This window comes from Bradyrhizobium sp. th-b2 (assembly GCF_000426785.1).
Classification (GTDB): domain Bacteria; phylum Pseudomonadota; class Alphaproteobacteria; order Rhizobiales; family Xanthobacteraceae; genus Bradyrhizobium; species Bradyrhizobium septentrionale.
The window spans coordinates 1-15,433 of the sequence record NZ_AUGA01000036.1; the positions used below are offsets into that span (position 1 = coordinate 1).

General features: G+C 63.9%; 14 protein-coding genes. 5 read left to right on the forward strand and 9 right to left on the reverse strand.

Going from position 1 to position 15,433, the window contains the following annotated elements:
• Nucleotides 1-89: 89 nt before the first annotated feature.
• Together K359_RS0131670 and K359_RS61745 are read right to left on the reverse strand one after the other, a co-directional pair.
• Nucleotides 90-296: a hypothetical protein gene (locus K359_RS0131670; RefSeq protein WP_029082912.1), complete on the reverse strand. Its 207-nt coding sequence runs from the start codon at nt 294-296 to the stop codon at nt 90-92.
• On the reverse strand, nt 283-495 hold the full coding sequence (locus K359_RS61745; protein WP_156928758.1) for a hypothetical protein: 213 nt from the start codon (nt 493-495) through the stop codon (nt 283-285). Before K359_RS61745 ends, K359_RS0131670 begins: the two co-directional genes overlap by 14 nt.
• A gap of 239 nt (nt 496-734) precedes the next feature.
• Between K359_RS61745 and K359_RS0131680 the strand changes: the two genes are divergently transcribed.
• Nucleotides 735-1,535: an SDR family NAD(P)-dependent oxidoreductase gene (locus K359_RS0131680; protein WP_029082914.1), complete on the forward strand. Its 801-nt coding sequence runs from the start codon at nt 735-737 to the stop codon at nt 1,533-1,535.
• 141 nt (nt 1,536-1,676) lie between these two features.
• Here the strand turns inward: K359_RS0131680 and K359_RS0131685 are convergent, their stop codons facing one another.
• The 5 genes from K359_RS0131685 to K359_RS0131705 form a co-directional block, all read right to left on the reverse strand.
• Nucleotides 1,677-2,516 carry an alpha/beta fold hydrolase gene (locus tag K359_RS0131685; RefSeq protein ID WP_051346516.1) on the reverse strand — a complete coding sequence of 280 codons (840 nt, stop codon included), beginning with the start codon at nt 2,514-2,516 and terminating at the stop codon, nt 1,677-1,679.
• Between the two features lie 123 nt (nt 2,517-2,639).
• On the reverse strand, nt 2,640-4,091 hold the full coding sequence (boxB, locus tag K359_RS0131690; RefSeq protein ID WP_029082916.1) for a benzoyl-CoA 2,3-epoxidase subunit BoxB: 1,452 nt from the start codon (nt 4,089-4,091) through the stop codon (nt 2,640-2,642).
• A 149-nt stretch (nt 4,092-4,240) separates the two neighbouring features.
• Complete coding sequence (gene boxC / locus K359_RS0131695) at nt 4,241-5,929, reverse strand: 2,3-epoxybenzoyl-CoA dihydrolase (protein ID WP_029082917.1); 1,689 nt, start codon at nt 5,927-5,929, stop codon at nt 4,241-4,243.
• Between the two features lie 166 nt (nt 5,930-6,095).
• The gene (locus tag K359_RS0131700) at nt 6,096-6,905 is read right to left on the reverse strand and encodes an alpha/beta fold hydrolase (protein WP_029082918.1); all 810 of its coding nucleotides are present in this window, start codon (nt 6,903-6,905) and stop codon (nt 6,096-6,098) included.
• A gap of 170 nt (nt 6,906-7,075) precedes the next feature.
• Complete coding sequence (locus tag K359_RS0131705; protein ID WP_029082919.1) at nt 7,076-8,608, reverse strand: benzoate-CoA ligase family protein; 1,533 nt, start codon at nt 8,606-8,608, stop codon at nt 7,076-7,078.
• 174 nt (nt 8,609-8,782) lie between these two features.
• Here K359_RS0131705 and K359_RS0131710 point away from each other — a divergent pair, with 174 nt between their 5' ends.
• Nucleotides 8,783-9,691: a helix-turn-helix transcriptional regulator gene (locus tag K359_RS0131710; protein WP_029082920.1), complete on the forward strand. Its 909-nt coding sequence runs from the start codon at nt 8,783-8,785 to the stop codon at nt 9,689-9,691.
• A 6-nt stretch (nt 9,692-9,697) separates the two neighbouring features.
• On the opposite strand, the gene K359_RS0131715 is transcribed toward K359_RS0131710, so the two are convergent.
• Nucleotides 9,698-10,483, reverse strand: coding sequence for an IclR family transcriptional regulator C-terminal domain-containing protein (locus K359_RS0131715; RefSeq protein ID WP_029082921.1), 786 nt, complete (start codon nt 10,481-10,483; stop codon nt 9,698-9,700).
• Nucleotides 10,484-10,606: 123 nt separating this feature from the next.
• On the opposite strand from K359_RS0131715, the gene K359_RS0131720 reads away from it, so the two are divergent.
• Both K359_RS0131720 and K359_RS0131725 read left to right on the forward strand, forming a co-directional pair.
• Nucleotides 10,607-11,965 (forward strand): aromatic ring-hydroxylating dioxygenase subunit alpha, encoded by a 1,359-nt coding sequence (locus tag K359_RS0131720; protein ID WP_029082922.1) that lies wholly within the window; start codon nt 10,607-10,609, stop codon nt 11,963-11,965.
• Nucleotides 11,966-12,110: 145 nt separating this feature from the next.
• Nucleotides 12,111-13,547 (forward strand): glutamine synthetase family protein, encoded by a 1,437-nt coding sequence (locus tag K359_RS0131725; RefSeq protein ID WP_029082923.1) that lies wholly within the window; start codon nt 12,111-12,113, stop codon nt 13,545-13,547.
• 47 nt (nt 13,548-13,594) lie between these two features.
• Here the strand turns inward: K359_RS0131725 and K359_RS0131730 are convergent, their stop codons facing one another.
• Entirely contained in the window at nt 13,595-14,692 is a 1,098-nt protein-coding gene (locus tag K359_RS0131730; RefSeq protein ID WP_029082924.1) for an enolase C-terminal domain-like protein, read from the reverse strand.
• A gap of 125 nt (nt 14,693-14,817) precedes the next feature.
• Here K359_RS0131730 and K359_RS0131735 point away from each other — a divergent pair, with 125 nt between their 5' ends.
• A complete protein-coding gene (locus tag K359_RS0131735) occupies nt 14,818-15,393 on the forward strand; it encodes a TetR/AcrR family transcriptional regulator (protein WP_029082925.1) in 576 nt (191 codons plus the stop codon).
• Nucleotides 15,394-15,433 lie beyond the last annotated feature (40 nt).

Below are 15,433 nucleotides of genomic sequence, written 5' to 3' on the forward strand. Positions count from 1 at the left end.
TCGCCAACGCTCTCAAGCGCTTCTCACCCGAGGAATGCCAAAATTATCTCGTCGCGGCTGGTTACGACGCAACGTGATCGGAAAATGCTCTAGTCGGTGTGAACCGCCCTCACCTCTTGCGGCGCGGCTGGCTGGGGCTCGGCCGGATCGCCTGCGGCCGCAGGCATCAAAAGCGTCGCAGTGAGCAAATGCAGGACAAGAAATCCGATCGCGATGACGATCAATAGCGTGATCTCGCTGATGTCAGGGAGACGGATGATCGATTTGCGCGTCGTCGACCGCTCACCGATGGACATGAGCGCCCTCCAGATTGGTACGGTGGCGATCGGCGCGGTCGATCAGATGCCGATACTGCTTCAAAACGCGGCGCGTCTGGATCCGTCGCGAGACATGAATTGCGCCAAGGATTGCTGCGAAGAGGCCCTTCCGCCTTCGGCCCGATTGAATAAGGGTGACAGGCATCACACCCGTCACCGGCAATGAAATGTGCTTCATTCTTGGAACTCCTTGTCCTGGAATTCCACCCCACGTGCTTGATACGTCAAAGCGACTGACCCGTTTGTTCAACGCATCACATCTCAAGAAAGCTTGATCGAATCGACGCACGATCTCTGCGGGCATATCGATCAAGACAATTCCTTGGATTGATCGGGCAGCAGGTTCATCCGCCGCGGCGGTTCCTTGACTAGCTCCGCCAACACGGCCAGAACGCTTGCCACAGCAAGGGAGGCAACATGTTCAAGGATCTGTTCTCACTGACGGGGCGCGTCGCGCTGGTCACCGGAGGATCTCGCGGCATCGGCAAGATGATCGCGGCCGGCTTCCTCGCGCAGGGCGCCGCCAAGGTCTACATCACCGCGCGCAAGGCCGGGCCGTGCGAAGCCACCGCCCAGGAGCTCTCTGCCGAATATGACGGCGAGTGCATCGCGCTGCCGATCGACATCTCGACCGTCGAGGGCTGCGAAAAGCTCGCGGGCGAGATCATCAAGCGCGAGCCGAAGCTCGACATCCTGGTCAACAATGCCGGCGCGGCATGGGGCGCCGATTTCGACGAATTCCCGGAGAGCGGCTGGGACAAGGTAATGAACCTCAACGTCAAGTCGATCTTCTTCCTGACCAAGGCGCTGGCCAAGCCGCTGCGTGCCGCGGCGACGCATGACAAGCCGGGCAAGGTGATCAACATCGCCTCGATCGACGGCATCTTCGTCAACCCGATGGAGACCTATTCCTATGCCGCGAGCAAGGCTGCGGTGATCCATCTGACGCGGCGGATGGCGACGCGGCTGATCAAGGACAACATCAACGTCACCGCGATCGCGCCGGGCGCCTTCAAGTCGGACATGAACAAGGCCGCGCGCGACCACGCCGACGAGGTCGCCAAGCGCGTTCCGGCGAAGCGCGTCGGCACCGACGAGGATATGGCGGGTGTGGCGATCTACCTCGCCTCGCGCGCCGGCGACTACGTAGTCGGGAACACGATTGCAGTCGATGGCGGCGTGGTCTACGCGACCGCGGGGCTGGAGATCGCGGGGTAGGTCACGACCGCAGTCGCCATTGTCTGATTGTCACGCCCCGGCTTGACCAAGACATGGCAGCATGCTGCGGGGGTCTTGTGCCTTACGACACTGTCTCTGGAATACTGGATCACCCGCTTTCGCGGGTGATGACAGGTCAGCTCAAAGGCTCGAAGCAAACGCGTCGAGGGTCCGGTCGAAGGCTTCGGCCTGCTCCCATTGCGTGGCATGGCCCGCGCCTTCGATCACCTGAACCTGTCCGCGCCACAGCGTCGGCGCGGACAGCCGCTGCAGATAGCCGAGATCGACGATCTGTTCCTCGCTGCCCTGCACGATCGCGAACGGAATCTTGAGATTGCGCACGATCTCGACCTCGTCGGCGAAGCGGCCGGCCTGCACGCTGGCACCGAGATAGCCCCGCGCATTGCCGTCAGTGCGGCGGAAATCAGCTTCGAGGAAGGACGGGCGGGGCGCATAGCCCGGCGCAAAGGCCGACTGCCCCCACTCCTCGATCTCCGCGTCGCTCGGCGCCGGCGTGAAGATGGTGGCCGACAGCCCCTTGAAGCCGGAAAATCCATCCGGCGCCTTGCTGATCGGCGGCGTGCCGAAGATCATCAGTCCGGCCGCCGTCGGCAGCGATGCGGCCGCGTTCAGCACGGCGTGTCCGCCGAGGCTCCAGCCCACCATGACCGCATCCTTCAGGCTGAGTTCCCGCGCGGCGGCGGCGATGCAATCCGCATAGCCCGCACCGGAATAGCCGTGCTCCGGATCGGGCGCCGGCGACGATGCACCATGGCCGGGAAGGTCGATCGCAACCAGCCGGTATTTGGCGCCGAGCGGTCCCTGAAGCTGCTTCTGCCAGATCCGCGACGACGACGAATTGCCGTGGACGAGCAGGATGTGGCGGCCGGTGCCGCCACTCTCGAAACCTGCGATCGTCTGCGCCCCAATCCGAAGCTGCAACGGACGCAGCGCCGGACCCGGAAAACTCTCTTCACTCATGACAGCACCCCGAAATCCCAAGCCACGACGACACAAGCAAGCGTACTGCTCTCGACGAGGAAAAGGGGCGAGCCTGGGACCTTTTCGGCTCGCCCCTTTCCTGCTCTCTCCGTCCGGAGAGAATCAGCTCTCGATCCTCACATACTCGAAATCGCCGGGCTTGTTGTCGATGCCGACCTTGGGCGCCGAGATCCAGGAGGCGAACTCGCCCGGCTCGGTCACCGGCTTCATCAGCGAGGCGATGAAGTCGCCGTCCTCGGTCGACGGCAGCCAGTCGTTCCTGCGCTTGGCCCAGGTGGCGTCGTCGATCAGCAGGCCATCGGGGGTGGCATGGACGTCCCTGAACTCGCCGATCTGGCGATGGAAGACCGTGTTCGGCACCGCGAGCTTGTAGTCGTAGCCCGCGCTCGAGATCACCTTGTTCCAGCGCAGCATGCCCTTGACGCAATCCTGCGTGTAGTCGTCGCGCAGCCGCATGTTGAGCGCGGTCAGCGCCGGCTCGTCGACCATCTTGATCTGCCCATCCACCATCTTCATGACCGGATAGGTCGAGTTCTTGAGCTGGTGATCGTCCTCGATTGTGGTTTCCTTGTAGCGGCCCTTGATGCCGGCATTGAAGGCATTCGCGGCGTTGGTCGAGACCTCGGAGCCGAACAGGTCGAGCGACAGCGAATAATGCAGGTTCAGCTTCTTCTGGATGGTCGGCAGGTCGATCACGCCGAGCGCGCGGACCTTGGCGATGTCGGTCGGATCGGTGATGCCGGCTTCCTGCATCGCATCGCAGGTGCGCTGCACGACGCGGGTGATGCCGGTCTCGCCGACGAACATGTGGTGGGCTTCCTCGGTCAGCATGAAGCGGCAGGTGCGCGACAGCGGATCGAAGCCCGACTGCGCCAGCGAATGCAGCTGCATCTTGCCGTCGCGGTCGGTGAAATAGGTGAACATGAAGAACGACAGCCAGTCCGGCGTCGCCTCGTTGAAGGCGCCGAGCATGCGCGGGGAGTCCGCGTCACCGGAGCGGCGGCGCAACAAATCATCCGCCTCCTCGCGGCCGTCGCGGCCGAAATACTTCTGCAGGAGGTAGACCATCGCCCAGAGATGGCGGCCTTCCTCGACATTGACCTGGAACAGGTTGCGCATGTCGTAAAGCGAGGGCGCGGTCTTGCCGAGATGGCGCTGCTGCTCGACCGAGGCCGGCTCGGTGTCACCCTGGATCACGATCAGGCGGCGCAGCATCGCTCGATGCTCGCCGGGAACTTCCTGCCAGGCCGGCTTGCCAAAATCTTCGCCGAACGGGATGACGCGATTTTCCTCCTGTGGCGCAAGGAGAATGCCCCAGCGATATTCGGGCATGCGCACGTAATCGAACTTGGCCCAGCCGCGCGGATCGACCGAATAGGCGGTGCGCAGATAGACCAGCGATTCCTGGAAGCCATCCGGCCCCATGTCCTTCCACCAGTCCATGTAACCGGGGTGCCAGCCTTCCAGGGCCTTGAGCACCTGGCGGTCCTCGGCGAGATTCACATTGTTCGGAATCTTGGTCGAGTAATCGACGTTCATGATGTTCATGTTCATGGCCGTGCTCCTTGCTGGGTCTCGTGTCCCGGACGCGGTGCAGCGCGAAGCGGTGCGCCGCAGGGCCGGGACCCATTGATTCGTGGTCCACATAAGTCCCGGTTCTGCAGCGCGTCACTCGCGTGCCGCGCAGCGCCCGGGACACAAAATCAAACGCGCGTCATGTCGAATTGCGCCTTCTGGCCGGTGCCGTAGCGCCGCAGCGCGCCGTCTTCACCGACCGCGTTGGGCCGCTGGAAGATCCAGTTCTGCCACGCGGTGAGACGGGAAAAGATCTTCGATTCCATCGTCTCGGGACCGACGAAGCGCAGATTTGCTTCCATGCCGGTGAGGCCGTCGGGCGAGAATGAGGTGCGCTCCTCGAAGAACACGCGGACCTCGTCGTCCCAGTCGATGTCGTCGAGCGCGAAGGTGACGAGACCGAGCTCCTCGGCCTCTTCGGCGTCGAGCGCCTTGCCGATCGATGCCTGTGCGCGCTCGATATCCGATGGATCGGCCTGGAAGCGCGATTGCAGCCGGGTCAGGCCATGGCTCATCGGATACGGCCCGAAATTCATCGCCGTCAGCTCGATCGCCGGCGGCGGGCGGTTGTCGCCCTGCTTCTGGCCGATCAGCATGTAGGAGCGGTCGGCGGCGAACACGAGCTCGGCGAGCGTGCCGACGAAGCAGGAGCCCGGCTCGACCAGCGTCACCAGCGTGCGCGAGGTGACGTCGATGCGCTTGAGCACGCGCTTCCAGTAGTGCCTGACCTCGTTGACCAGCCAGTGCGCCTTGTTGGCTTCCAGGAACCCGTCGTAGGACACGACATTGGCGCGGTCGCCATGGCTCTTGAACACCAGCATCGCGATCTCGAGCTCGTTGATGCGCAGATGCAGGATCGCATCGTCGAGTTCGCGGGCGACCTGCAGCGGCCAGAACGCAGACCCTTGCGCGATCATGCCGTCGATATCGGCGGGCGCCGCAGTTTCCGGCGCCTTGATCGAGATCGTGGCGATGCGCGCGGCGCGATCGATATCGACGCTGACAAAGCCGTAGCGGATCGCGCTGTCATCGATGGTGCGCGTCAGCGGCGCCAGCGTGATGCCCTTGCCGGTGCCGTTGCGCTTCGACTTCGCTGCAAATTCCTTGACGCGCTCGGCAAGCTTGCCCTCGAGCTTGGAGTTCGGCGCGATCTCGTCGACCAGACGCCAGGACACGGCGCGCTTGCCCTTGATGCCTTCCTCGATGGTGCAGAAGAAGTCGGCGTGGTCGCGGCGCACCTTGCGCTTGTCGACGACGCGCGTAAGCCCGCCGGTGCCGGGCAGCACCGCGAGCAGTGGCACTTCCGGCAGTGCGACGGCGGCAGCGCCGTCATCGGCCATCATGATGTGATCGGTCGCGAGCGCCAGCTCATAGCCGCCGCCGGCCGCGGTGCCGTTGACGAGGGTGATAAAGCTCTGGCCGGAATTCTCGCTGGAATCCTCGAGGCCATTGCGGGTCTCGTTGGTGAACTTGCAGAAGTTGACCTTGTGGGCGTGGGTCGAGCCCGCCAACATGCGGATGTTGGCGCCGGCGCAGAACACCCGGTTCTTGCCCGAGCGCATCACCACGACCTTCACTTGCGGATGCTCGAAGCGCAGCCGCTGCACGGCATCGGCGAGCTCGATGTCGACGCCGAGGTCGTAGGAATTGAGCTTGAGCTGATAGCCCTCGAACAGGCCGGCGTTCTCGTCGACGTCCATGGTCAGCGTCGCGACGTCACCCGCGATGTCGAGCTTCCAGTGGCGGTAACGCGACGGATCGGTCTGGAAGTCGATGTACTTCGCCCCGCCTGCAAGGACGCGATCGTCACCAGCCATGGGCCACCCTTATCTGTTGTTCGTTTTGAAGGTTCGTCGTCTCAGTCCTCATGCACAATAATGCATGTTTTCGATCTGGTCCAGTTGAAAACGCGAAAACATGCATTTTGTTTCATGTTCGGGAAATTCGCCCGCTCGGCCAATGGCCTGGCACCGGCACCAAATGTCAGGCCGCCAAGGTCCGGTCGTCGCGGAGTGCCGCCTTGGCGAATTCGGTGACCGAATCCAGCGTCACTGCCGGCGCCTCGCGATGCGGCGAGTGGCCGGCGCCTTCGATGACCGCGGCGTCGACCGGGCAGTAGCACTCGCCCTCGGCGATCTCGACCTGCCGCATCGTGCCGTATTGATCCTCCGCGCCCTGCACGATCAGGACGGGGACGCGGATATAGGCGAGATAGTCGGAGATATCCCAGTCGCGGAATTTTGGGTCGAGCCAGGCGTCGTTCCAGCCAAAGAAGGTGCTGTCGACATCCTTGTGCCAGCGCGCCAGCTTCTCTTTCAGATTGGTGGTCTGATACGCGGTCTTGGTCTCGGCGATCGAGTTGACCGAGATGTCCTCGACGATGAAATGCGGCGCGATCAATGCGAGCCCGTGCAGGCGATGGTCCTGATGCGAGCCGGCATAGATCGCCGCGATCGATCCGCCATCGGAGTGCCCAAGCAAGAGGCCGCGGCGGAAGCCGATCCGATCGAGCAGCTTCGGCAGTACGTCGAGCGCCTCGCGATGCATGTAATCGACCGGACGCGGCAACTTCGCCGGCGACGAGGCGCCATAGCCCGCGCGCGAATAGGCGAACACGCCGGCCCCGGTCGCCGCCTGCAGCTTCTCCGGGAAATCGCCCCACAGCCCGACGCAGCCGAGACCTTCGTGCAGCATCACGATGGTCGGGGCTTTCTCGGGCATTGGACCGATCATGCGGTATTCGAGCTCGGCGCCGTCGATGCTGAGGAAGCCTGAGGGGTTCAAATTCTGCATAGTGGGGCCTTCCTCACTCGTCGTCCCGGCGAAAGCCGGGACCCATACGCCGCGGCCTTCGTTTTGAGGGATGCTGTTCAACGGCTATCGCGCAACAACTAAAGCCTGTGGTTATGGGTCCCGGCTCCCGTGCGCAATTGCGCACTAGGCCGGGACGACGCCGGGAAACGCTAGTGCGCACCGTCGCGCAATTTGAACCGCTGGATCTTGCCGGTCGCCGTCTTCGGCAGAGTGTCGACCACGTCGATCCAGCGCGGATATTTCCACGGGCCGATCTTCTGCTTGACGTGCTCCTTCAGCGCCTCATTCAGACCATCGGCCGAGCTGCCGGGCCGCAGCACCACATAGGCCTTCGGCTTCAAGAGCCCTTCCGGATCGGCCTCCGGCACCACGGCGGCTTCGAGCACCGCGGGATGGGTGATCAGCGCGCTCTCGACCTCGAATGGCGAGACCCAGATGCCCGAGACCTTGAACATGTCGTCGGCGCGGCCGCAGAAGGTGTAACGGCCGTCAGCGTCGCGCGTGTATTTGTCGCCGGTGCGAGTCCAGGCGCCCTCGAAGGTGGCGCGGCTCTTGGCGCGCTGATTCCAGTAGCTCTCGCCGGCCGAGGGCGCATCGACCACGAGCTCGCCGACCTCGCCGTCGGCGACATCGGCGCCGATCTCGTTGACCAGCCGCACCTTGTAGCCGGGCACCGGACGGCCGGACGAGCCGTATTTGATGTCGCCGGGCGCATTCGACAGGAAGATGTGCAAGAGCTCGGTCGAGCCGACGCCGTCGAGAATGTCGACGCCGAACCGCGCCTTCCAGGCATTGCCGACCGATTCCGGCAGCGCCTCGCCGGCCGAGGTGCAGACGCGCAGCCGATTGCCGCCGGTCTGCGCCTTGGTCGCCTCGTCGTTGAGCATCGCCGCGAACAGCGTCGGCACGCCGAAGAAGATGCTCGGATGATACCTGTTCATCAGCGCAAACATCACCGCCGGCGTCGGACGCTCCGAATTGAGCACCGTGGTGGCGCCGACCGACATCGGGAAGGTCAGCGCATTGCCGAGCCCATAGGCAAAGAACAGCTTTGCCGCCGACAGGCCGACATCGTCCTGGCGGATACCGAGCACCTGTTTGGCGTAGGTCTCCGCGGTCGCGGCGAGGTTGGAATGCAGATGGCGCACGCCTTTCGGCATGCCGGTCGAGCCCGACGAATAGAGCCAGAATGCCGGCTCGTCGGCATGGGTCGGCGCGGTGGCAAACACGTCGCCCTCGCGCGCGATCTCGTCGGACAGCTTCTTGTGGCCGTGCGTGTCCTTGCCGGAGACCACGACATGTTCGAGGTCGGGCATGCGGCCGATGATGTCCTTCACGACCGGCAGCAGCGCCTCGGAGACGAACAACACGCGGGCGCGGCAGTCGCCGAGGATGTAGGCATATTGCTCTGATGTCAGCAGCGTGTTGAGCGGCACCGGCACCACGCCGGCGCGGATCGCGCCCAGGAACACGACCGGGAAATCGACCGTATCCAGCATGATCATGGCGACCCGCTCCTCGCGGCGGACGCCGAGCCGGCGCAGCATGTTGCCGAGGCGGCGGGTCTGCTGCTGCAGCTGGCCATAGGTGATTTGCGACACCGTGTCGTCGAACACGACCTTGTCGCCGCGGCCTTCATCGACATTGCGATCGAGCAGCCAGGTCACTGCGTTGTAAGTCATGGCCCGCTCCTCAGGCAAAAGCGCGTCGCGCCTGCCCCCTCCCGTCAAGTTTTTAGAATTATAATTCATACAAAGCCACCACATTGGCTTGCTGTCAATCCTCATCGGCACTATGTTTCCTAAAGCTTGGGTCTGATTCCAGCCTGAACAGAACCCGCACGTCGCACAGGGATCATGACCGCAGCCAACGATCCGGAAACCGACTTCCTCGAGCAGCTCGGCCAGCGTGTGCGCACGACGCGCGGCCTGGCCGGCATGTCGCGCAAGGTGCTCGCCAAGGTCTCCGGCATTTCCGAACGCTACATCGCCCAGCTCGAGAGCGGCAAAGGCAATGTTTCGATCGTGCTGCTGCGCCGTGTCGCAGGCGCGATGGGCGCGCATCTCGAGGACCTGATTCCCTCGAGCGAACCGATCCCGGATTGGGCTGTCATCCGCGACTTCTTGCGCAAAGCTTCGCCGAACCAGATCGCGCAGGCCAAGGACATCCTCGCCGGCAGCAGCCCGCTGGCACCGCGCCGCGCCTCGTTCTCCGGCATCGCGCTGATCGGTCTGCGCGGCGCCGGCAAGACCACGCTGGGCCGGATGCTGGCGAAGAAGATCGGCTGGAGCTTTGTCGAGCTCAACAAGGAGATCGAGGCGCAGAACGGCCTCTCGGTCGCGGAGATCATCGCCCTGTACGGCCAGGAAGGCTTTCGCAGGATGGAGCAGGCCGCGCTGACGCAGCTGCTGGCACGCAACGAATTGATGGTGCTGGCGACCGGCGGCGGCATCGTCTCCGAGGCCCTGACCTTCGACCTGATCCTGTCGTCATTCTACACGATCTGGCTGAAGGCCGAGCCGGAGGAGCACATGGCGCGCGTCCGCCGCCAGGGCGATCTGCGCCCGATGGCCGACGACCGCTCGGCGATGGCCGAATTGCGCAACATCCTGGTCAGCCGCGAACCGCTTTATGCACGCGCATCGGCGGTGGTCGACACCGCCGGCCTCTCGGTCGACGCCGCCGCGGCGCGGCTGATCGATTCAGTGCGGCCGGTGCTGCAGAACGAGGCGCGCTCGTTCGGGCTGCGCAGCGTGGCGCTGTAGCCCGAGCTAAAGCAGCCTACTCTTCACATCATCAGCGCCGTCGCGCAGCAGCGGCAGGAAACGGTCGATCAATTCCTGCTTCGGTACGCGATCGACATGCGCGCCCATGTTGATCGCGGCGACGATGGTGCCGTCGTAGCGGCGCACCGGGACCGAGATCGAGCGGAAATGCGGTTCGGCCTCGCGGTCGACCAGTGAATAGCCCTGCGCACGATCGGCGATGATGACGGCCAGCAGTTTTTTTGGATCGGTGACCGTCTGCGGCGTCACCGGATCGCGGCGCATCGCCTTCAGCCGCGCCGCGAGTTCGGCATCGGCGAGCCGGCCAAGCATCGCGCGACCGACCGAGGTGCAGAACGCCGGCAGCCGGTAGCCGATATCGAGACCGGCGGAGAACACGCGGGTCGGGCTCGAGCGCGCGACGAACACGACATCATCGCCGTCGAGCAATGCGAGCGACGCGATCTCCTGGGCCGCGGTCGCGATGCGATCGAGCACCGGTTGCAGCACCGTCACCACCTGGTTGGATTGCAGGAACGAGCCCGCCAGCGTCAGCACATGCGGCGTCAGCGTGAACAGCTTGCCGTCGGTCGCGACAAAACCGCCATGCGCGAGCGTGAACAGGATGCGGCGCGCGGTGGCGCGCGGCAGGTCGGCGGCGCGCGCCAGATCGCTCAAGGTCGCCGGGCCGGAGACGGTGCCGAACACCTGCAACAGCCGCAGACCGCGATCGAGGGCCTCGACGAAATCGGTGGCGCGCTCGTCCTGATCGTTGCGCTTCAGCTTGGGCATGAGGTTTAGGTTTGGGTTGGGCTTTGAACGGTTCAAAAATTGCGCTTGCTGTTGGAATTAGACATGGCATAATTCGCACATAAGTTCAATAGGCGAACAAATCCAAATCCGGGAGACGCCGCCATGATGAGCCAGGAAGCGAACGATCTGATCACCCGCACCGGCCGCAAAGACCCCTGCGGAAAGCTGATGCGGATGTACTGGCAGCCGGCGGCGCTGGTCGACGAACTGGAGGGACCGCGCCCGGTGCGGCCGGTCAAACTGCTCGGCGAAAACCTCGTGCTGTTCCGCGGCGAGGACGGCAGCTACGGGCTGATCGACCGCCACTGCGCACATCGCGGCGCCGACCTCGCCTTCGGCCGGCTCGAGCATGGCGGGCTGCGCTGCGCCTTCCACGGCTGGCTGTTCGACGTATCAGGTCAATGCATCGAGACGCCGGCCGAGCCTGCCGGCTCGCAGCTCTGCAAGGGCATCAAGCAGCGCTCCTACCCGGTGGTCGAGAAGAGCGGCATCCTCTGGGCCTATCTCGGCGAAGGCACCCCGCCGGCATTTCCGGAGCTCGACTGCTTCGTGGCACCCGACAGCCACACCTTCGCGTTCAAGGGCCACATGAACTGCAATTGGCTGCAGGCGCTCGAGGTCGGCATCGATCCGGCGCACGCCTCCTTCCTGCATCGCTTCTTCGAGGACGAGGACACCTCGGCCGCCTACGGCAAGCAGTTCCGCGGCGCATCCGCCGGCTCTGACATGCCGATGACCAAAATCCTGCGCGAATATGATCGGCCGATCATCAATGTCGAGCACACCGAATACGGCCTGCGCCTGATCGCGCTGCGCGAGCTCGACGAGGAGCGCACCCATGTGCGGGTGACAAATCAGCTGTTCCCGCACGGCTTCGTCATTCCGATGTCGACCGAGATGACGATCACGCAGTGGCACGTGCCGGTCGATGACGAGAACTGCTACTGGTATGCGATCTTCACCAGCTACGCGGCGCCGGTCGACAAGCAGAAGATGCGCGACCAGCGGCTCGAGCTCTACACGTTGCCCGACTACAAGTCGCGCAAGAACCGCAGCAACGATTACGGCTTCGATCCGCACGAGCAGGCGACCGAGACCTATACCGGCATGGGTACCGACATCAACGTCCACGACCAGTGGGCGGTGGAATCGATGGGGGCGATCCAGGACCGCACCAACGAGCATCTCGGCCAGAGCGACAAGGCGATCGTGCAGTACCGCCGCCTGCTGCGGCAAGAGATCGAGAAGGTTGCCGGCGGCGAGAAGCCGATGCTGTTCCTAGACGACGCCTCGGCGCGCAGCATCCAGGGCCCGGCGACGATGGACGGCATCGGGCCGACGCTAGGCTGGGAGCTCTACTGGATGGAGGTCGACGTCAAGCGCCGCCGCGGCGCGCCGTGGGCCGCTCCAGTGCCGCGCGAGATCGCAGGCAAGGTGCATCATCTGACGGCGGCGGAGTAGTCATGTCCTTCCGTCATTGCGAGCGAAGCGAAGCAATCCATCGTGCCGCTTGGCGAGACATGGATTGCTTCGTCGCTTCAGCGCAAAATTGCGTGCAACTTTGTCGCGAGCTCCTCGCAATGACGACTGAGAGAGGGGTAACGCCTTGAGCTTTGTCGAGCGTCACGGCCTGTGGTCGGATGAGCAGAAGGAGGCCGCGAACCGCCTCCGCCGCATCGTCGAGGAAAAGAACCTCGAGGTCATCCGCCTCTCATTCCCGGACCAGCACGGCATCCTGCGCGGCAAGACGCTGATCGCCGGCGAAGCGGTGCGCTCGCTGGAGGGTGGCTGCTCGATCACCACGACGATGCTCGCCAAGGACACCTCGCACAAGACGGTGTTTCCGGTGTTCACCGCCGGCGGCGGCTTCGGCATGAAGGAGATGGAGGGCGCGGCCGACGTGCTGATGGTCGCCGACCCCACCACGTTCCGCGTGCTGCCCTGGGCGGAGAACACCGGCTGGGTGCTCTGTGATCTCTATTTCAGCGACGGACGGCCGGTGCCGTTCGCGACCCGCAACCTCTATCGCAAGGTGCTCGATCAGCTCGGAGACCGCGGCTACGATTTCGTCGCGGGCCTCGAGGTTGAATTCCATCTGTTCAAGCTCGACGATGCGCATATGGCGCCGGAGGATGCCGGCCAGCCCGGACGGCCGCCGTCGGTGAGCCTGCTGTCGCACGGCTATCAGTACCTCACCGAACAGCGCTACGATCTGATGGAGCCGGCGCTCGAGATCATCCGCCGCGACATCCTCGCGCTCGACCTGCCGTTGCGCTCGGTCGAGGTCGAGTTTGGCCCGAGCCAGTGCGAATTCACCTTCGCGCCGACGGTCGGGCTCGCACCGGCCGACACCATGGTGCTGTTCCGCTCCGCGGTGAAGCAGATCGCGCGCCGCCATGGCTATCACGCGACCTTCATGTGCCGGCCGAAGCTGCCGAACGTGTTTGCCTCGGGCTGGCACCTGCACCAGTCGCTGGTGTCGCGCGCCAATGGCGAGAACGTCTTCATGGCCAAGGAAGCCGGCGAGCCGCTCAGCCCGCTCGGCCGCGCTTGGCTCGCCGGCCTGATCGAGCACGCGCGGGCCTCTACCGTGTTCACGACGCCAACCATCAACGGCTACAAGCGCTACCGCTCCTATTCGCTGGCGCCGGACCGCGCGATCTGGGGCCGCGACAACCGCGGCGTGATGATCCGCGTGCTCGGCGGTGCCGGCGATCCGGCGACGCGGCTGGAGAACCGGATCGGTGAGCCAGCCGCCAACCCCTATCTCTACATGGCAAGCCAGATCCTCTCCGGCCTCGACGGCGTCGACCGCAAGCTCGATCCTGGCCCGTCCGCCGACACGCCCTACGAGACCAAGGCCGCGCTGCTGCCGAAATCGTTGCGCGAAGCGGTGTTCGCACTCAACGACGATCCGTTCTTCCGCGGGGCGCTGGGACCAGAGTTCGTCGACTATTACGTCTTCATCAAGAATGCGGAGATCGAGCGTTTCCAGGCCGAGGTGTCGGACTGGGAGCACCGCGAGTATTTCGAGATGTTTTGAGGGGGAGCCACGCGCGGGGCACCCCCTCGAACCAACCCACTCTGCGGCTAGAGACTCGCGAGGTTTGCGGCAACAGCCCGTTCGTTCCATTCCAAGCCGAGGCCGGGCGCGTCGGGAATATGCAAAAGGCCATCCTTTATTTCATATGGCCGCTCGAGAATTGGATCGGCCCAATCCTGCCACTCCAGCCAATGCGCGGTCTCCGTTGCACGCATGACGTGAGCGGCGACTTCCGGATAAAGATGCGTTGATATCGGTATGCCCGCTGCGCCGGCGATCGCTGCCGCGCGCATCCAGCCCGTCACTCCGCCGATGCGCATGAAATCAGGCATCACAAGGTCGCAAGCCTTCTTCGCGATCGCCTTGTGCATCTCCCTCGGGCCATAGAAGTTCTCCCCGATCTGGATCGGTGTCTTCAGCTCTGCCGCAAGCTGGGCGTGCCCGTCGAGATTGTCGTAGAGCACGGGCTCTTCGATCCAGTCGAGGCCATGGTCGTCGATCATATGGCAGCGCTCGATGGCTTCGGCGAGATTTAGCCCCTGGTTGTAGTCGACCATCAGATGCATGCGCTCACCGACCGCTTTGCGCACCGCGTCGAGCGTCGCCAAATCTTCGCGCGGATCGCTTCGGCCGAGCCGCAATTTCAGAGCGGAGAATCCTCCTTCGTCCCGCAACTCCAAGGCTTCGGCTGCGACGGCGGCCGGCTCTTTCAACCAAAGGCCGTTGCTGTTGTAGGACCTCACGGCGCCGACCGTAGCACCTAACAGCACGCACAGCGGCTTGTTTGCGGCCTTCGCCAACGCATCCCACGCAGCCATGTCGAGACCCGACGCGGCGATCATCGACAATCCCTCGTAGCCGACAAAGTGCAGGGATCTGCGCGCTGCCTCGAAGAGCTCGACTGGCGCCACGCTTCGACCTTTGAGCAACTCGCTGAGGTCGTGAAGTGCGGGAACCAGATATCGCATCGATTTCACGATATAGGGCTCGAGATAGCTTCGCCCGACGATGCCCTCCTCGGTCACGAGATCGATGAGAACGAGCGGCCACTCCGATATCGTGACAATGCGCGCGACCACAGGCCGCTTCAGCTTGAGCACCACCGGACGGGCTCTGATTTCTCTGAGCGTCAATGGGTCGGGCATGACGATTGCCTTCGCAGCGCGAGGGAAGAAACTGATTACAACGGGCTGAAAAAGTCACAGATGCCATTCCAATCGGTTTTTCGGCCGGTGTAAATTCACTACCTGGTATACTCTGGGGTGACTGCATGGCACGATCTGCAGAACCGACACGACAGCGCATCCTTGCTGCCGCCTACGTCCTGTTTCGCCAGCGCGGATATAGCCGCGTGAGCATGGACGAAATCGCAGCGGCGACGAGGGTCACGAAGCGCACGCTCTACAATCATTTTCAAAGCAAGGATCAGCTGCTCGCCTTCGTGCTGGAAGCCCAGAACGAATTGGCCTTGGCCGCGTTCGCCACGTTCGGTGACAAGCTGTCCGGCTCGCCGGCGGCGATCGTTGACGGCCTATTCCGCGACCTCGCGGTCTGGGCGGACCGGCCGCGATGGGCCGGCTCGGGATTTACCAGGCTGGTCATCGAACTGGCCGATCTCCCCGGCCATCCCGCACGGGCAATTGCGCGTCGGCACAAAGCACTGCTTGAAACCCACCTCGGCGACTTGCTGAAGCGGGCTGGCGTCCGCGAGGCTCACCGCCGTGCGCGCGAGATCTGGCTGCTCTCCGAGGGCGCGATCTCCTTGATGCTGGTGCATGGCGATCGGGCCTATGCGGCGGCCGCGGCCGATGCAGCCAAACGACTGCTGCGAAGCTCTTCGCGGTGAGGCGGCAGCACGCCTCTCTGATCCGTCATCCTGAGGAGCG